Annotated in this window: 15 protein-coding genes; 6 read left to right on the top strand and 9 right to left on the bottom strand. The window is 64.4% G+C overall.

Annotated features, from left to right (window positions below):
- Positions 1–285: 285 nt before the first annotated feature.
- Positions 286–2,445, top strand: coding sequence for an acyltransferase family protein (locus E3T27_RS00955; RefSeq protein ID WP_134571282.1), 2,160 nt, complete (start codon positions 286–288; stop codon positions 2,443–2,445).
- Between the two features lie 179 nt (positions 2,446–2,624).
- On the opposite strand, the gene E3T27_RS00950 is transcribed toward E3T27_RS00955, so the two are convergent.
- Entirely contained in the window at positions 2,625–2,939 is a 315-nt protein-coding gene (locus E3T27_RS00950) for a hypothetical protein (protein WP_134571281.1), read from the bottom strand.
- 293 nt (positions 2,940–3,232) lie between these two features.
- Here E3T27_RS00950 and E3T27_RS00945 point away from each other — a divergent pair, with 293 nt between their 5' ends.
- Positions 3,233–4,726 (top strand): amidohydrolase, encoded by a 1,494-nt coding sequence (locus E3T27_RS00945; RefSeq protein ID WP_134571280.1) that lies wholly within the window; start codon positions 3,233–3,235, stop codon positions 4,724–4,726.
- A 7-nt stretch (positions 4,727–4,733) separates the two neighbouring features.
- Here the strand turns inward: E3T27_RS00945 and pstB are convergent, their stop codons facing one another.
- From pstB to E3T27_RS00905, 8 genes are all read right to left on the bottom strand, one after another.
- A complete protein-coding gene (gene pstB / locus E3T27_RS00940; RefSeq protein WP_104196440.1) occupies positions 4,734–5,513 on the bottom strand; it encodes a phosphate ABC transporter ATP-binding protein PstB in 780 nt (259 codons plus the stop codon).
- Positions 5,514–5,540: 27 nt separating this feature from the next.
- Positions 5,541–6,629, bottom strand: a complete 1,089-nt coding sequence (pstA, locus tag E3T27_RS00935) for a phosphate ABC transporter permease PstA (RefSeq protein WP_104196441.1) — start codon at positions 6,627–6,629, stop codon at positions 5,541–5,543.
- Positions 6,629–7,570, bottom strand: coding sequence for a phosphate ABC transporter permease subunit PstC (gene pstC, locus E3T27_RS00930; RefSeq protein WP_104196442.1), 942 nt, complete (start codon positions 7,568–7,570; stop codon positions 6,629–6,631). Before pstC ends, pstA begins: the two co-directional genes overlap by 1 nt.
- A gap of 143 nt (positions 7,571–7,713) precedes the next feature.
- Positions 7,714–8,805 (bottom strand): phosphate ABC transporter substrate-binding protein PstS, encoded by a 1,092-nt coding sequence (pstS, locus tag E3T27_RS00925; protein WP_104196443.1) that lies wholly within the window; start codon positions 8,803–8,805, stop codon positions 7,714–7,716.
- 232 nt (positions 8,806–9,037) lie between these two features.
- Positions 9,038–9,985: an NUDIX hydrolase gene (locus E3T27_RS00920; RefSeq protein ID WP_277612378.1), complete on the bottom strand. Its 948-nt coding sequence runs from the start codon at positions 9,983–9,985 to the stop codon at positions 9,038–9,040.
- Entirely contained in the window at positions 9,985–12,156 is a 2,172-nt protein-coding gene (locus E3T27_RS00915) for an RNA degradosome polyphosphate kinase (RefSeq protein WP_134571279.1), read from the bottom strand. The genes E3T27_RS00920 and E3T27_RS00915 overlap by 1 nt, the downstream gene beginning before the upstream one ends.
- 174 nt (positions 12,157–12,330) lie before the next feature.
- Positions 12,331–13,203 carry a mycothiol synthase gene (gene mshD / locus E3T27_RS00910; RefSeq protein ID WP_134571278.1) on the bottom strand — a complete coding sequence of 291 codons (873 nt, stop codon included), beginning with the start codon at positions 13,201–13,203 and terminating at the stop codon, positions 12,331–12,333.
- The gene (locus E3T27_RS00905; protein WP_104196446.1) at positions 13,172–13,864 is read right to left on the bottom strand and encodes a response regulator transcription factor; all 693 of its coding nucleotides are present in this window, start codon (positions 13,862–13,864) and stop codon (positions 13,172–13,174) included. The genes mshD and E3T27_RS00905 overlap by 32 nt, the downstream gene beginning before the upstream one ends.
- A 72-nt stretch (positions 13,865–13,936) precedes the next feature.
- On the opposite strand from E3T27_RS00905, the gene E3T27_RS00900 reads away from it, so the two are divergent.
- The 4 genes from E3T27_RS00900 to E3T27_RS00885 all read left to right on the top strand — a co-directional run bounded on the left by E3T27_RS00900 (position 13,937) and on the right by E3T27_RS00885 (position 17,272).
- The gene (locus E3T27_RS00900) at positions 13,937–14,188 is read left to right on the top strand and encodes a hypothetical protein (RefSeq protein ID WP_104196447.1); all 252 of its coding nucleotides are present in this window, start codon (positions 13,937–13,939) and stop codon (positions 14,186–14,188) included.
- A 143-nt stretch (positions 14,189–14,331) separates the two neighbouring features.
- A complete protein-coding gene (locus tag E3T27_RS00895; RefSeq protein ID WP_134571277.1) occupies positions 14,332–15,048 on the top strand; it encodes a heme-binding beta-barrel domain-containing protein in 717 nt (238 codons plus the stop codon).
- Positions 15,049–15,271: 223 nt separating this feature from the next.
- Entirely contained in the window at positions 15,272–16,489 is a 1,218-nt protein-coding gene (gene ygfZ, locus E3T27_RS00890) for a CAF17-like 4Fe-4S cluster assembly/insertion protein YgfZ (RefSeq protein ID WP_478213402.1), read from the top strand.
- 30 nt (positions 16,490–16,519) lie between these two features.
- Complete coding sequence (locus E3T27_RS00885; protein ID WP_134571275.1) at positions 16,520–17,272, top strand: phosphoglyceromutase; 753 nt, start codon at positions 16,520–16,522, stop codon at positions 17,270–17,272.
- Positions 17,273–17,379: the final 107 nt, after the last annotated feature.

Below are 17,379 nucleotides of genomic sequence, written 5' to 3'. Positions count from 1 at the left end.
TCAAAAAAGGCTAACCACCCCCACTAACCACCCCAGAACTCCCTCGCAGGAACCAGGCGGGCCCCACGTGCACACAGCACGCGAGGCCCGCCTCTTCGCGCACCCCAGCCCAGCACGTTCTCTTCCGGGGTGCCACGCCATCGACAAGCCGAAACGAATGGCGCGCAATCCTCATGATCTACTACCCTCGACTCATCACGGTCTTTTTGAGGCCTTGGCCGCCATCCTGCAGCACCTGAGCATCCGGCGCTGAATGCACACTGACCCCCAATCGCAGGGAGAACAATGTCGCCCACTGCTCAGATCCCACGGGCGCAGGAGAATAAACCGAGCGGCATCCGTTCCGATATTCAAGGACTTCGTGCGCTCGCCGTCGTGGCCGTCATCTTCGACCATATCTGGGCGTGGCCGTCCGGCGGTTTCGTGGGTGTCGATGTCTTTTTCGTAATCAGCGGCTTCCTCATCACCGGCCTACTGCTGCGCGAGCATGAGCGAACAAATCACATCTCTTTCACCGTCTTCTATCAACGCCGCATCAAGCGCATCATCCCGGCAGCGACGCTCGTTTTGCTGGTCACCCTTGGCGCGGCATTGCTCTTGTTCAACAGGGGCCGGTTTGACCAGACGTTCTGGGATGCGATCTGGGCATTCTTCTTCACGGCGAACTGGCACTTCGCGGCCGCCGGCACGGACTATTTTCTGGCGGACGGCCCGATTTCACCCCTGCAGCACTACTGGTCCCTCTCCGTCGAGGAACAGTTCTACTTTGTCTGGCCGGGGCTGATGCTCGCCGTGTTGATCGTCGCCGCCAAGGTGGGGGTTAATCGTCGACGTCTTGTCACCGGCGTCGTCATGGCACTCATCATCGTCGTGTCGTTCGGGTGGGCCATGTTCGACACGCAAGCCCACCCGACCCTGGCCTATTTCTCCACCTTCACACGTGCTTGGGAACTCGGTGTGGGCGCGCTCATCGCCATAACGTCGCCGTGGTGGTCACAGATTCCGGCGCGAGCGCGTCCGATTCTCGCGTGGGTGGGATTGCTCGGGATCGTCTTCTCGATCTTCGTCATCAATGAAACCCTGCCTTTCCCTGCGCCGTGGGCTGTGCTCCCGGTCGTCGCCGCAGCCCTCGTTATCGCAGCCGGCATCGGGGGTGAACAGCGTTTCCTCTATCCGCTGACTAACCGGGTCAGCGTCTACCTCGGCAACATTTCCTATTCCCTGTACCTCTGGCACTTCCCGGTCATCATTCTGGCCGGCACGCTGATTTCGCCGTCTTCGCTTCGGTACTACGTCCTCGTTCTCGTGGGCATCGCGGTGCTTTCGGTGCTCGCCTACAACCTGGTCGAGCGGCCCCTGCATAAATCACCGTGGCTCGGCGGCAAGACGTCCCGCCAGCGCCGCCGTTTTGAGTGGTCCACCTGGCGGCGACAGCACGGCCCCGCACTAAAACGCAACGGGCTTGCCGGCGCCACGCTCGTGGCCTTCGGTGTCGTCTTCCTCGCAATCCTCCCGTCGCTGTCACCCAACCCCGCAGCTGGCTACGTGCCGGCGGCTCCCAAAGATTCGACGGCTGCCTCCCTAGCGCCGCAGGCCGACGCCGTACAGGCGCAGCTTTCATCGGCGCTATTGGCTTCAACGTGGCCGGAGTTCAACCCGCCCATCGTCAATTTAGCCGATCAGCGTGTTCCGCAATGGACCGAAAATGGCTGTCTGAACGTCACCGATCGCAATCTCGATCTGTGCTCCTACGGTGCAGCTGTTCCAACACGCACCGCCGTTGTGCTGGGCGATTCCATCGCCACCAGCTGGCTTCCGGCCGTGATTTCGGCGCTCGAACCCCTCGGCTACTCGATACAGGCACTCACCAAGGAGAGTTGCCCAATCGCGCGAACGGATGTCCTCGACCCGCGTGCCCGGGACACAGTGTTTGACGAGTGTGGATCATTCACCGACTGGGCGCAGCAGAAGGTGCGGCAACTGGACCCTGACCTGATCATCCTCTCCGATTCCTTTCTCTCCATCAAACGACTGGCGTCTCAGGCTGAAGGGCCGGCCGCGGAATCCGAATGGACCGCTGCCTACGCGGCCGCGCTTGCCGCGCTGCCCGCACGCGCGTCGAAAGTCAGCCTTATGACCCCTCCCGGTGCAGAAAATCTGCAGTCGTGTTACACCCCCTTGTCTCAGCCGGGCAATTGCATCCGTTCGATTCAAGACGACTGGAAGGTTCTTCTTCGTGCCGAAGCGAGCGCCGCGACCATGGCTGGCACGACGTTCATCAACACCCAGTCCTGGTTCTGCATTGAGGCTCTATGCCCCGCTTTTGTTGACAAATCAGCCGTGTACGCCGACTCCAGTCATCTCACCGCGACCTACAGCGAAAGCATCGGTGCAGTGCTCCAGGAGAAACTGCAGTCCCTCAAGATCGCTCCGCCGAGCGCCTAGTGTCGGGTCCAGCGCCGGGTGGTTTTCGGGGCTGCTGGCAGTATCATTCCGGGTCGACACCCGCCGTTTTCCCACCGGGCAGGTGTTGAGCGCTCGCGGCACCGTTGAGGGACGAGGGCACCGGTTCCTTGGAGTGCGCTCGTCCCTAGACGGTGCCACGAGGGCGGCTGGCACCCGCTTTATGCGCGCGCCGCGCCTTCGGCGCGCTTGCGTCGCACCGCGGTCGTGGTGACGAAGGTCAGCCCGAGCAGCAGCGCGGCGGTTCCGCCCGAAATCGCCAGCACGGAGGCGTCATAGCCCGTGGAGGCAAGCCCGACGTAGCCCACGTATGCCTCTTCGGAGCCGACATACCCCTCGTCCGGAGGGACAACGGCGCCGGTCACCTCCAGGCTCGAACTGCCGTTCGGAACGTACGTTACAGCGGATGCTGCGGCTGGCACAGCGAAGACGGCCAGCGTGGCGAGGGCGGTGATTGCAAAAAGCTTCTTGAGCATGAGAGATTTCCTGTCAGAACGGTCGGTCCGGCACGGATCGAGGTGAATGTGTGCCTTGAACGCCTCATACCGTAGCGATTTCTACCGTAGATATCTACGGGTTGCTGACGAATTCTCATTGAAAGTCTCGTGCGGTACTCTCGCGGGCCGTTGCCTCGCTGGTCTGGCTCGCTACGCGTACGCGAGCAAAGTGAAAGTTTCGCCGAAGGAGTCGAAACTGGTCAACGGATCCACCGCTCACCCGCCTGTACTGTGGCAAGGGGACACATTGCCCCTTGAGTGAAAGACGATCCATGCCCGATCTCGTTCTGCGCTCCGTCACGCAGCCCGGCAACAGCACGCCCTGCGACGTGCATATCTCAGACGGAGTCATCACGCAGATCGCGCCTGCACACACCAAAACGGATGCCCCCACCATCGACCTCGAGGGCCGCACCGTCATTCCCGGCCTGTGGGATGAACACGTGCACATGACCCAGTGGGCGCTCGCCGGAGCCCGGTTCGACCTCTCCGCGGCCTCTTCGGCCCATGAGGCCCTCGGGCTCGTGCGCGCGCAGATCACCACGGCCGCGCAGTCGACCCCGTTGATCGGAGTGAGATTTCGCGACGCGACCTGGGCTGACTGGCCGACCCTGCGCGGCCTCGATGAGGCGACAGAGGGGCATCCGACCGCTTTGATCAGCCATGACCTGCACTGCGTCTGGCTCAACAGCGCGGCCGCTGTGCGCTTTGACGTGTACGTCGACGAGTCCGGCTTGCTGAGGGAGCAGGCCGCGTTCGACCTCACCCTGGCACTTGGCCAGCTACCCGATGCCGAAGTCGACGTTCTGACCGCCCAGGCCGGGAGCCGGGCCGCCGCCCGCGGTGTCGTCGGTGTCGTCGACTTTGAAATGACCTGGAACCGCGACCCGTGGCAGCGCCGCATCAGCAGCGGATTCGATGCCCTTCGCATCGATGCCGGCGTCTACGTCGCCGACCTTGACCGCGCCGTCGACGAGCGGATGCACACCGGCGACCTCATCGCAGACACCCGCGGCCTGCTCAGCGTAGGGCCGCTCAAGCTGCTCATCGACGGGTCGCTGAACACCCGCACGGCCTTCTGCGTCAACGAATACCCGGTCGGTGGGCACGGGGTGCTCGTCGTGGGCGAAGACGAGCTCACCGAGATTCTGTTGAAGGCGCGGGAAGCCGGGCTGCTGCCCGCGGTGCACGCTATCGGCGACGCGGCCAACACCGTCGCCCTCAACGCCTTCGAGCGCGCTGGCACCATCGGCCGTGACAACCCCGGCGGCACCGCAGGCCGCATCGAACACGCCCAGTTCTTGCAGGCCCAGGATTTCGTCCGCTTTGCCCGTCTGGGTGTCACGGCAAGCGTGCAGCCGGAGCAAGCCCTCGACGACCGCGACACCATCGAATCCAACTGGGCCGCCGGAGCCGACCGCGTCTTCGCCCTGCGCTCGCTGCTCGACGCCGGCGCCACCCTCGCCTTCGGATCCGACGCCCCTGTCGCCCCCCTCGACCCCTTCACCGCCATGAGCGCAGCGTCGTCCCGGGCTCGTAGTGACGGCCGAGAAGTCTGGCGCCCCGACCAGGTCATTACCCGTAGCCAGGCACTGGCCGCGTCAGCTCGCGGCCGCACCCACCTGCGCGTTGGCGACATCGCCGACCTTGCCGTTCTCGACGGTGACCCGCTACAGGTCTCCGATGCCGTTTTTGAACGGATGCCCGTGGCTGCCACGCTGCTCGCCGGCCGCCCTACCTTCGGCGCCGCCCTGTTCGGCGGCTGAGGGAGGGTTACCCGAACCGTCCAGACACGTAGTCCTCGGTCGCCTGCACGGTCGGGTTGGAGAAGATCGTCGTGGTGTCGTCGTACTCGATGAGCTTGCCCGGCTTGCCGGTGCCCGCGATGTTGAAGAACGCCGTACGGTCAGACACCCGCGAAGCCTGCTGCATGTTGTGCGTCACGATCACGATCGTGTACTCCTGCTTCATCTCTTCGATGAGGTCCTCGATGGCCAGCGTCGAGATCGGGTCGAGCGCCGAACACGGCTCGTCCATCAGAATCACGTCGGGCTCGACGGCAATGGCGCGGGCGATGCACAGTCGCTGCTGCTGCCCACCCGACAGCCCCGATCCGGGGCGCCCCAGGCGATCCTTCACCTCGTTCCACAGGTTGGCGCCGCGGAGGGCCTTTTCGGTGAGGTCGTCGGCATCCGATTTCGACATGCGACGGTTGTTGAGCTTCACGCCGGCCAGCACATTGTCCTGGATCGACATGGTCGGAAACGGGTTGGGTCGCTGAAAGACCATGCCCACCTGGCGACGCACGAGCACGGGGTCAACGCCCGGTCCGTAGAGGTTGTTGCCGTCGATGAGCACCTCACCCTCGACGCGGGCGCCGGGGATGACTTCGTGCATGCGGTTGAGCGTGCGAATGAATGTGCTCTTACCGCAACCGCTCGGCCCGATGAACGCGGTCACCGTGCGCGGCTCGATGACGATCGAGACGCCCTCGACGGCTAGAAAATTGGTGTAGTACACGTTGAGGTCGTTGACTTCGATGCGCTTGGACATAAGTCCCTTTCTATACTGAATGAAAAATTAGCGGCCCAGTTTGGGCGAGAACCAGTAGGCGATCAGGCGGGCGAGGCCGTTGAGCAGCATCACGATCAGAATCAAGGTGAGCGCCGCGGCCCAGGCCCGGTCGATGAAGGCCTGCGAGTCGGCGCCCTGGTTGGCGTACTGGGTGTACACGAACACCGGCAGGGTCATCATGCGCTCGCTGAACAGGTCGTAATTCATGCTCGACGTGAACCCGGCAATGATCAACAGCGGCGCCGTCTCACCGATCACACGGGCGATCGACAGCATGACTCCGGTCACAATTCCGGCGATGGATGTTGGCAGCACGACCTTGAGAATGGTCAGCCACTTCGGCACGCCGAGTGCAAAAGCGGCTTCACGCAGTTCGTTCGGCACGAGCTTGAGCATCTCTTCGCTCGAGCGCACCACCACGGGAATCATCAGCACCGACAGCGCGATGGCTCCACCGAAACCGAAGCGAATACCGGGATCGTCGAACAAAAGCGCGAACAGGGCGAAGGCGAACAGCCCTGCAACGATCGAGGGGATACCGGTCATCACATCCACGAAGAAGGTAATGGCCCTGGATAGGCGTCCGCGACCATATTCCACGAGATAGATCGCGGCCAGGAGCCCGATCGGCACCGAGATGAGCGTGGCCATGCCGGTCACCAAAAGCGTGCCGATGACGGCGTGCAGCACGCCGCCGCCTGCGCCCACCACGTTGCGCTGCGAAGAGGTGAAGAACGTCGGCGTGAGAAACGCGGGTAGCCCGTTCACGGTGGTCGTGTAGATGATCGAGATGAGCGGCAACAGGGCAATGACGAACGCTGCGGTCACCAGCGCGGTCATCAACCGGTCTTTGGCCTTGCGCGAGCCCTCGACCAGGCGGGAGAGCACATAGATGGCCACGCAGTACAGCACGGTACCGAACACGAATGTGCCCACAATGTTGAAGCCGTCCACCGCTGCCGACAGGTAAAGCATCGCGAAGAAGGCGGCCGACACGGCCCAGCTGGCGAGCAAAACCCACAGCGACGCGCGCCGGGGCAGCTTGCCGGCGGTGAGCGAGTTCGTCAGCGGTGAAGCTTCCAGAACGGATGACATCAGTTGGCTCCCGAAAATGCCTTACGGCTGTTGATGATGACCCGGGCCAGCATGTTCACGAGCAGTGTCACGATGAACAGAACGAGGCCGGTCGCGAGCAGAATGTTCACACCGACGCCGTGCGCCTCCGGAAAGTTCAGCGCGATATTCGCGGCGATGGTGTTGGAGTTCTGCGCGGTGAGCAGCTGGAAGATCACTTCCGGGCTGGGGGAGAGCACCATGGCCACGGCCATGGTCTCGCCAAGGGCACGGCCGAGACCGAGCATCGACGCCGAGATGATGCCGGGCAGGCCGAACGGCAGCACGGCCATTCGAATCATTTCCCAGCGGGTGGCGCCGAGGGCCAGGGCCGCTTCCTCATGCAATAGCGGGGTCTGCAGAAAGATCTCGCGACAGATGGCGGTGATGATCGGCAGAATCATCACGGCGAGCACGATCGACACGGTGAAGATGGTGCGGCCGGTGCCCGAAGCCGGGCCGGCTAGGGGGGTGAACCAACCGAACCAGTCCACGATGGTGGTGTAGAACGGCTGCACGAGTGGCGCCAGCACGCCGATGCCCCAAAGGCCGAAGACCACCGAGGGAACGGCGGCGAGCAGATCGATCAGGTAGCCGAGGCCCTGCGCGAGCTTGCGCGGTGCGAAGTGTGAGATGAACAGGGCGATTCCGAGGGCGACCGGAACGGCCATAAGCAGTGCCAGAACGGCCGAGTAGATCGTGCCGAAGACGAGCGGACCCACGTACGACCAGAAATTGGTGACGTCTCCGCTGAAGTCGTCTGGCCCTGCGACGAACGCGGGCAGGCTCTCGACGAGAAGAAAGATGGCCACGGCGGCGAGCATGGCGAGGATCAGGCTTCCGGAAATCACGGTGGCCGACGAGAAGATGCGGTCGCCGGGGCGTTGCCTGGCCTTGATGGTCGTGGCGGCAGCGGTGGTCATGCCGGTCTCCTAAAAGCGTCGAGCTGGTGAAAGTATGTAAAACGGGGGTGCCATGCGGCTGGACGCAACTGGCCGTACACCCCAGTCTGCCCGATCCGCCCTCGCAGGTGTGCGAGAACAGACCGGGCAGGTGTGTGGAGTTGTTACTTGACGGTCGCGAGAACCGCAGCGACGTCGGCTTCGAGCTTGTCCGTCAGTGGTGCGACACCGGCGGATTTTTCAGCAACAGCCTGTCCGTCAGCGCTGGCGATGTATTCGATGTAAGCCTTGACGAGCTCGCCCTGTGCTGCGTCCGCATATTCGTTGCAGACGATCGCGTAGCTCACCAGCACCAGCGGGTATTCCGCCGGATTGGTGGTCTTGCGGTTCAGGTCGAGCGCCAGGTCATCGGCTGCGCGGTCGGGCACGAGGGGCGATCCGGCGACAACCTCGGCCGCGGCCTCGGGGGTGTAAGCCACGAACTCGCTGCCGACCATGAGCTTGGCGGTGCTGAGCGTGCCGGCCTGCGAGGCATCGGCGTAGCCGATCATGTTCGTGCCGTTGGTGACAGCGTCAACGACGCCCGAGGTGCCCTTCGCGCCTTCGCCGGGGAACGGGAAGGTGTCCGAGGCCTTTTCGGTCCACACGGTCGGTGCGGTCTGGCCGAGATAGTCGGTGAAGTTCTTGGTGGTACCCGAGTCATCGGAGCGGTGCACGGCGTGAATGATATCGGAGGGAAGCGTTGCGTCGGGGTTCAGCGCAACGATGGCCGCGTCGTCCCATGCGGTGATCGCACCGGAGAAGATCTTGGCGAGCGTGTCAGCATCCATGTTGAGTTCGTCAACGCCATCGACGTTGAAGATCACTGCGATCGGGGAGATATAGACCGGCAGGTCGACAGCCTTGCTGTTGGGAGCGCAGGAGTTAAACACGCCGGCGAGCTCGTCGGTGCTCATGTAGGAGTCGCTGCCGGCGAAGTCGGTGCCGCCGGCGATGAAGGCTTCGCGGCCGCCGCCGGAGCCGGAGGGCTCATAGTTGATCGTGACGCCGGTGTTGGCGGTCTGGAAACCGGCGATCCAGGCCTGCTGGGCGGCATCCATCGAGCTGGCGCCGGCGCCGTTGAGGGTGCCGGTGAGGGTACTGGCGGATGCTTCGTCGGACGCCGGGGTGGCTCCTTCGTTTGCTGCACAGGACGAGAGAGCAAGACCTGCGGCAATGGCGATGACCGCGGGGCGGCCGAAACGCTTGAAGTTCACGTGTATTCCCTTTCAGGGTTTTGACAAGACTGTGTGTGCTTATACAAGCCGGTGCTGGCCCGTAAACGACGTTAGGGATTTGAAGTAACCATCGCCCGACCTATTGGTAAACAGAAGGTAAACGAGAGATAACGCTTGAAGCATCTACGGCCCTCATCAGTGGGGTCTCGCGCGTGATCAGACGATGCTCGCGGCTTCCGCACCGGCTCGCGTCACGCGCCAGCTGACCGGACTAGGCCGTCGCGGGGTATGTTTCTATCGCGAGGATGCCGGCCGCCGGATTCTCCGACGACAAGTGCACGATCGTGAATCCACCGGTGTCCAGGTTCGCTGCCTCCGGCAGTGCCGACGACGTCTGGCTTCCCGTCGCGAGCGCGACCTCGCGCAAAATCTCCGGCAGTACGGGCCCGTGGCTGCAGAGCACGGCCGTCTTGCGGGCCCGCACGCGCTTGCCGACGACGCCGCGAATATCCGCTTCGCCGCTTTCGAGTGCGTCCTGGCTGATGAGGTCGGTCTGCTTGATCGGGATACCCGTGGCGGCAGCCAGCGGCGCCACGGTCGTGACACATCGCGTTGCCGTGCTCGAGATTATGCGCAGCGGGCGCCACGCCGTGATCGTGTCGACCAGGCTCGCCGCCTGCTTCACGCCGCGAGCGGTCAGCGGACGACGCGCGTCGGGCAGGGCGCCGGTGCGCGGCGCCGCCTTGCCGTGCCGCAGCGCGATCAGTGCGAACGTACGGGTCACCCCAGCGTCGACCAAAGCGGAGAACGCCTCGAGAATGGTGACGTCGGCCGGGTAGCTCAGATAGGTACGCGCCTTCTTGATGGTGACCCATTCAATGGCGGCGACCTCACCGTTCGGCACAAAGGTGGAGTGCGCGATGGCATCGGGCGTAATCTCGGCGGCCCAGTAGTGCACGATCTTGGTGCGGCCGTCTGGCATGTCGTAGTGCGACACGCCGAGCGGCACACCGAGGGCCACGGCCAGCCCGGTCTCTTCCTCTACTTCGCGCACCGCGGTGCGGGGCAGCGTTTCGCCCGGGTCCACCTTGCCCTTGGGAATGGTCACGTCGCCGTGTACCGTGCGGTGGATCAGCAGCACCTGCATGCGACCCTCGACCAGTCGCCAGCAGACGGCGCCGGCGGCGTAAACGGCGGGGTCGTTAGCCTTGACGGCCACTAGCGACGTCCGGTCGGCCGCTTGCGCGCACTGATTTGCCGCATCAGCTTGTTCTGCATGTCGCTCAGGTGCCCGCCCTTTTCGTCGACGTCGTGGCGGGTCCACTGGCCGGTTTCGTCGAGCCACCAGCTTGACGTGCGCGGATCCATCGCTCGCTCGAACAGTTCGTCGATCTCGACCAGGTGCTCAGGATCGACCAGCCGCACGAGCGCCTCGACCCGGCGATCGAGGTTGCGGTGCATCATGTCGGCGCTGCCGATGTACACCTGGGTGCCGCCGAGGCTGTGAAAGGAGAAGATGCGCGAATGTTCCAAGTACCGGCCCAGAATGGACCGCACTCGAATGTTCTCGCTCATGCCCGCGACGCCGGGTCGCAGGCTGCAGATGCCGCGCACCCAGACGTCTACCTGTACGCCGGCCTGGCTGGCCCGATACAGCGCGTCGATGATGGCCTCGTCGACCATGGAGTTGACCTTGATCCGGATGCCACTCGTCTTACCGTCGAGCGCATTCTGGGTCTCGATCGCGATGTGTTTGAGCAAGGCCTTCCGCAGGTGCAACGGAGCGACCAGCAGCCGCTTGAACTTCTTCTCGATGGCATAACCCGACAACTCGTTGAACAGGCGGGTGAGGTCTTTGCCAACCTGGGCATCGGCTGTGAGCAGTCCGAGGTCTTCGTAGATACGGCTGGTTTTGGGGTTGTAGTTTCCTGTGCCGACGTGGCTGTAGTGCCGCAGCACGCCCTTCTCGTAGCGCACCACGAGGGCGAGCTTGCAGTGTGTTTTCAAGCCCACCAGGCCGTAGACCACGTGCACGCCGGCCTTCTCGAGTTTGCGGGCCCAGGTGATGTTCGCCTGTTCGTCAAATCGGGCCTTGATCTCGACCAGGGCGAGCACCTGCTTGCCGCTGTCGGCGGCGGCGATGAGTGCCTCGACGATGGGGCTGTCGCCCGAGGTGCGGTACAGCGTCTGTTTGATGGCGAGCACGTTCGGGTCGGCGGCGGCCTGCTCGAGAAAAGCCTGCACGCTCGTCGCGAACGACTCATAGGGATGGTGCAGCAGCACGTCGCGGTTGGCGACCGCTGCGAAGATGTCCTGCTCGGCGTTCGGCTCGCTCGGCAGCAGCTGAGCGGCCGTTGTGGGCACGTGCTTGACGAAGTGCAGGTCCGGGCGGTCGATGCGCAGGTCGAACAGGCCGCCGAGGTCGAGAGGCGCTGGCAGGTGATAGACCTCCTGCTCGGTCACGTCGAGTTCACGCACGAGCAGCCCGAGGGTGACGTCGTCCATGTCCTCGGTGACCTCCAGCCGAATGGGCGGGCCAAACCGGCGGCGCAGCAGCTCTTTCTCGAGCGCTTTGATCAGGTTCTCGGTTTCGTCTTCGTCGATTTCGACGTCTTCGTTGCGGGTGACCCGAAAGACGTGGTGTTCCAGAATTTCCATGCCCGGGAACAGGTCGCCGAGCTGGTTGGCGATCAGGTCCTCCAGCGCGATATAGCGAATGCAGTCGACCGACTCGGTGCGATCCACCCGCACAAACCGCGGCAACATCGGCGGTACCTTGAGCCGGGCGAACTCCTGCTTGCCGGTCTTGGAGTTGCGCACCCGCACAGCCAGATTCAGTGACAGGCCGGAGATATAGGGAAACGGATGCGCCGGGTCGACCGCGAGGGGCATCAGCACCGGAAAGATCTGGTTCGAGAAGTAGGTGCGCAGTGATCGGCGATCGGCGTCATCCAGGCTGTTCCAGGCCACGACGTCGACCCCGGCGTTGGCGAGGGCGGGGCGCACGAGTTTCTGGAAGGCGAGGGCGTGGCGATTCTGCAGGGCGTGGGCGGCCGCCGAGATGTCGCTGAGCACGTCCTGGGCAGCTCGACCCACGTTGGTCGGTACCGCGAGCCCGGTGAGGATACGACGTTTCAGACCGGCGACACGCACCATGAAGAATTCGTCGAGGTTACTGGCGAAGATGGCCAGAAAGTTGGTGCGCTCCAGCACGGGCAGACTCTCGTCTTCGGCCAGTTCGAGAACGCGCTGGTTGAAGGCGAGCCAGCTCAGTTCGCGGTCGAGGTAGCGGTCGTCGGGCAGCGCCGGGTCAAGTTTTTCGATGAGTGGGTCAAAGTCGTCATCGAAGTCTGTGAGTCCCGAGTCTGCTTGGGTGATTTCGCCGTCCATCTGACCATCCTGACACCCTTGGTCGTGCCACCGCGACGAACGGGGTGAACGTCTGGCGAAATAATCCGGCAGCCGTTGACTTTTCGGCGTGTCGCGTGCGACGCGCGCGCAGACTCGCTCCCCGACTTTGGTTTTCTTCCGGCCGTGACCTGCATGGCGACCCGTGAGGTGCCTTCAGTCGGTGAGGCGGCGGTACTGCACGTCGACCGTGTGGTCGACGAAACCCAGCGTCCGATACAGGTGCACCGGTCCGAAGCTGTCGGCCTCGACATAGAGCGAGGCGGTCGTGCAGCCAGCGTCGGCCAGGCGGTGCAGACCGGCCTGCATGAGCACTCGTCCCAGGCCGCGGCCAGCGGCATCCGGATGCACCCCCACCACATAGATCTCACCGATCGTCCCATCGACCTTAAGCCAGTTGTAGCCGATCATGCGGCCGTCGGCGTTGCGTAAAATCAGAAAGTCATCGGCGTTGAACCACGACTCCGCCTGCCGCGCCGCCAGGTCAGCCTCGGTGATAGCGCCCTGTTCCGGGTGTGCTGCAAATACGAGCGCGTTCAGCGCCACCCACTCCGGCTCATCAATTCCCACCCGGAACGCCGAAATATCTTCATCAGTGCACGGCGCGGATGCCGTCGCCTCGTCAAGCAGGGGCTTCCGCAACTCCAGCAACGTGCGCGCAGCGACGAAGTGAAGCTCACTCGCGAGCGCCCGGGCTGCTGGATGATCGCCGTGCGACCAGGCGGTCACGCCATCCGGCTCGGTTTGCGCGAGTTCGTGCGCCGCCGTGCGCCCGTACCCGCGCCGCCGATAGGTCGGGCTGATCACGAGGTCAATCTCGCCCGACCCTCCCAGCGACGCCCCGACGACGATTTCGTTCATTCGCACCAGATAGGCGGTACGCCGGCCCGCCTGCAGGTCATACAGCGCCTGCTCGTTGAACGGCGCGTAGCCGTCGAAGGCCAGCGCGGAATCGGCGACCTGGTGAAAGGTAGCCAGCCCAGCGGCATCCGCTGTACTAAGCGCGGACAGAATTGGGAACCCGCTCATCGTTTTCTTCGTGCACAGTGAAACGGTAGCCGACGTTGCGCACCGTGCCAATGAGCGACTCCTGGTCGCCGAGCTTGGCGCGCAGGCGCCGCACGTGCACGTCAACCGTGCGGGTTCCCCCGAAATAGTCGTAGCCCCACACCTCGCTCAGCAGCTGTTCACGGGTGAAAACGCGCGACGGATGCGCCGCCAGAAACCGCAGCAACTCGAACTCCTTGTAGGTGAGGTCGAGCGGCTTGCCGTGCACCTTCGCTGAATAGCTTGCTTCGTCGATGACCACTCCGGCGGCACGAATCGTGTTCGACGGCACCGTGTGGGCGAGGCGCCCTGCGGTCAGGCGAATGCGGGCATCCACTTCGGCGGGACCGGCCGTGTCGAGAATGACGTCGTCGACGCCCCAATCGGGGCTGACAGCGGCGAGGCCGCCTTCGGTGACTACCAGCAGCAGGGGAGTGGAGCTGCCCATGGTCCGCAGAATCTGGCACAGCGACTTGGCCGCGGCCAGGTTGCTGCGGGCGTCGACCAGAATGAGATCTGAATCGGGCGCATTGATCAGTTGATCCGCCTGGGCGGGAATCAGTTTCGCGCTGTGTGACAGCAACGCCAGGGCGGGGAGCACGTCATTGTTGGCCACCGAGGTCAGGATCAACAACTGCGCCACTCGCGCCCTCCAAGTATCTCGAAATTTATACTAGCGTGCCATGAAACGCGGGCGGTCAGGCAGAATAGACACGTGAGCTGGCACTGGAAAACGATCGCGACCGTGTGGGTACTGGCAATTGCGGGCGCAATTCTTACCGCGATTCTCGCCACCGACGGGTCGGAGATCAGCTGGATCGGCCTCACATTGGCTGTCTGCACCCTCGTTACGCTGGGCCTGCAGATCGCCACCCGAACCAAAGAGGGCTACGTCAAACGGGTCACCATGAGCATCACCGGAGCCATCGTTATTCTGGTGGCGGCTACGATCGTCGTCTCGATCTGACCGCTCGCACTAGACTCACTAGCATGGATCTGTTAGCGCTTGAACTTTTCTTCCTGGGCCTGCTCGGATTGGCCAGCTTGTCGATCGCCTGGGTATCGGGCATGGTCGTGTTCAAGCTGTTCCGGGGGCAGCGGTAACCACGCATGCGTGACCTGCCGGTCGGTTTGCCGTCCGAACTCGTTCCGCTCTCCTGGTTGATCGGAGTGTGGGAAGGCTCTGGCGTACTCGAATACAAGATCGGCGAAGAGTCGGTCAGTCGTACTTTCGGCCACCGCATCAGCTTCAGCCATGACGGCCTGCCACACCTGAACTACAGCTCCTATACCTGGCTTGAGCCCGAGGTCGCTTCCCGCGAAACGGATGCCGCTGCATCCGCTGGTCCGTCCGCTCCTGCCGAAACCGATGCCGACGGCGTGGCCCCCGCACTGCCTCAAGCGCTACCACCCGAGATGATGTCCGACGAGAAAACACCGTTGGTCACCGAAACCGGATACTGGCGGCTCAGCCGTCACCAGGGTGACGGCGACCCCGGCCCCGGCATGTTGCCCGGAACGGGCGAGCGTCCGTTCACCTCGGCTGCCGCCGTCGAAACGCTGCGCAACAGTGATGGCGGCTTCGACATTGAGGTCACCCTCGTGCATCCCGGCGGTGTGGCCGAGCTCTACCTCGGCCAAGTCAAGGGTCCGCGCATCGATCTCGCAACGGATGCCGTGCTGCGCACCGCGGGCGCCAAGCCCTACGCTGCTGCCACCCGCCTCTACGGCCTGGTCGACAACCACCTGCTCTGGGCCTGGGATATCGCCGCCCTCGGTCAGGATCTGCGCACCCACGCCTCCGGCCGCCTGGCCCGAGTGCAATAGCCCCCCACCGCACCCACCGCCCCCACCCCATCCTCTTGGACGGGGCCCGGGCCCGGGCCCTGGGCCCAGTTTATAAACTGGGCCCAGGGCCATAAGGTGGGCCCGGTCGCGCGGTGAAGTTCGTGCGCCCGCCCTCCACCGAATAAATCGCGTGGTCGTACTGTTGATAGTGATGACCCACGCATCGAAGCACGATGGCCGCCCACAACCCGGGCCGGCAGAATTGAGCGACATGACTGACCCGGCCCCGACCTCCTCCCCGCTGCTCGGCCTGCCCGGCGCGGTGCAAGCCGAAGGAATCGACGCCGGTGTTGCCGCGCACTACGGCAACCCTATGATCGAGCAGCGCACGCTCGCTGCCGGCAGCTCCATCGTCGACCTGTCCCACCGCGGCGTGCTCTCCGTCGCTGGCCCCGACCGCCTCACCTGGCTCAATTCCATCGCCAGCCAGGAACTGAAAAGCCTTGCACCGGGCGAATCCACCGAGATGTTGCTGCTGGACCCCACCGGACGTCTCGAATACGCCATCCGCGTGCTCGACGACGGCGTCGAGACCTGGCTTCTGATCGAGGCTGCCGAGCTGCCCGGCCTACAGAAATTCCTCGACCGCATGAAGTTCATGCTGCGCGTGCAGGTCGTCGACCACACTCTCGCTTACGCCACAATCGGCGCCATGACGGATGCTCCTTCCACCGTCGGCATCGCTCCCGCAGCCCCGAACGACGTGCCGCTGACCTGGCTGGACCCGTGGGCGCAAGTCGCCCGCGGCGGCTACCAGTACGCCGAGACCCCTGAGCACCCCGGAACCCACTGGACCTACTCGGAAACCCTCGTGGCCCGGGCCAGCCTGCCGGCCCTGCGCGATGCCCTGGCCGCCGGAACCGTGACCGTCACGCCCACCGGCGCCGCAGCTACCTCGTCCGTGAAACCCGCAGGACTCCTCGCCCTCGAAGCGCTGCGTATCGCCGCCTGGCGGCCGCGCCGGGCCCGCGAGGTCGATGAGAAGAGTATCCCGCACGAACTGGACTGGCTGCGCACCGCCGTGCACCTGAGCAAGGGCTGCTATCGCGGGCAGGAAACCGTCGCGAAGGTGCACAACCTCGGCCACCCGCCGCGCCGGCTGGTCATGCTGCACCTCGACGGATCAGAGGGCGTGCTGCCTGCCCCGGGCGACCCGGTCCAGGCCGACCGCGTCAGGCCCGAGCAGGAAGCCGAGCGGGTCACCGTCGGCGTCATCACCTCGAGCGGAATCCACTACGAGCTCGGGCCGATCGCGCTCGCGGTGATCAAGCGCACCATTCCGGCTGCGTCGACGCTGTACGTCGCCTCCGAGGGGATCTCCATCTCGGCCAGCCAGGAGATTATCGTGCCGCAGTCGGCTGGGTCCGTCGCTGACATCCCCCGTCTGCCTCGCCTGGGCATCCGCACGCCCGGTCACTGAGGCCACCCCGCCGCTCGATAGAGTTGGCACATGCCTGCCCCATACACACTCGTCCTCCTCCGCCACGGCCAAAGCACCTGGAACCAGCAGAACCTGTTCACCGGCTGGGTGGATGTTCCCCTGAGCGAGCAGGGCGCCAGTGAAGCCGCGCGCGCCGGCGCGCTGCTGCGGGATGCCGGCCTGCTGCCCGACGTGCTGCACACCAGCCTGCTCTCCCGCGCCATCCAGACCGCGAATCTCGCGCTCGACGAGGCCGGCCGCTCCTGGATCCCGGTAAGGCGTTCCTGGCGCCTCAATGAACGCCACTATGGCGGGCTGCAGGGCCTTGACAAGGCCGCGACCCAGGCAAAATTCGGCCAGGAGCAGTTCATGCTCTGGCGCCGCTCCTACGACACCCCACCGCCCGTACTCGACGACTCGAGCGAGTTCTCGCAGGCGCACGACGTCCGCTACGCGGGCCTCGGCTCCGACCTGCCCCGCACCGAGTGCCTCAAGGACGTCGTCGAGCGGATGCTGCCCTACTGGCAGTCCGACATCGCGCCCGACCTGCGCGCGGGTAAAACCGTACTGGTCACCGCGCACGGCAATTCCCTGCGCGCCCTGGTCAAGCACCTCGACGGCATCAGCGACGCCGACATCGCCGAGCTGAACATCCCCACCGGAATTCCGCTCGTCTACCGGCTCGGCGAAGACCTCATGCCGCTCGCACCGGGGGAGTACCTCGACCCCGAAGCTGCTGCGGCCGGCGCGGCCGCCGTGGCCGCCCAGGGCAACACGAAGTAGCCTGCGCGCCCACGCGACAGGCCCGGTGTGCACCGGTTCATTCTCATAACTCCTGCAAATTCTTCGACACCGCAGCACGTCCCGCGTGATGACGCGGTCGGCCCGCT

This window comes from Cryobacterium lyxosi (genome assembly GCF_004403345.1).
Taxonomy (GTDB): Bacteria; Actinomycetota; Actinomycetes; order Actinomycetales; family Microbacteriaceae; genus Cryobacterium; species Cryobacterium lyxosi.
The sequence above is the reverse complement of the archived record's forward strand: the minus strand, read 5'-3'. Positions and strand labels throughout refer to the sequence as shown.

Excerpts from the sequence above, each read along its gene's own strand:
- E3T27_RS00955 (WP_134571282.1), top strand. The coding sequence starts at position 286 with ATGTCGCCCACTGCTCAGATCCCACGGGCGCAGGAGAATAAACCGAGC.
- E3T27_RS00950 (WP_134571281.1), bottom strand. The coding sequence starts at position 2,939 with ATGCTCAAGAAGCTTTTTGCAATCACCGCCCTCGCCACGCTGGCCGTC.
- E3T27_RS00945 (WP_134571280.1), top strand. The coding sequence starts at position 3,233 with ATGCCCGATCTCGTTCTGCGCTCCGTCACGCAGCCCGGCAACAGCACG.
- pstB (WP_104196440.1), bottom strand. The coding sequence starts at position 5,513 with ATGTCCAAGCGCATCGAAGTCAACGACCTCAACGTGTACTACACCAAT.
- pstA (WP_104196441.1), bottom strand. The coding sequence starts at position 6,629 with ATGTCATCCGTTCTGGAAGCTTCACCGCTGACGAACTCGCTCACCGCC.
- pstC (WP_104196442.1), bottom strand. The coding sequence starts at position 7,570 with ATGACCACCGCTGCCGCCACGACCATCAAGGCCAGGCAACGCCCCGGC.
- E3T27_RS00915 (WP_134571279.1), bottom strand. The coding sequence starts at position 12,156 with ATGGACGGCGAAATCACCCAAGCAGACTCGGGACTCACAGACTTCGAT.
- mshD (WP_134571278.1), bottom strand. The coding sequence starts at position 13,203 with ATGAGCGGGTTCCCAATTCTGTCCGCGCTTAGTACAGCGGATGCCGCT.
- E3T27_RS00895 (WP_134571277.1), top strand. The coding sequence starts at position 14,332 with ATGCGTGACCTGCCGGTCGGTTTGCCGTCCGAACTCGTTCCGCTCTCC.
- E3T27_RS00885 (WP_134571275.1), top strand. The coding sequence starts at position 16,520 with ATGCCTGCCCCATACACACTCGTCCTCCTCCGCCACGGCCAAAGCACC.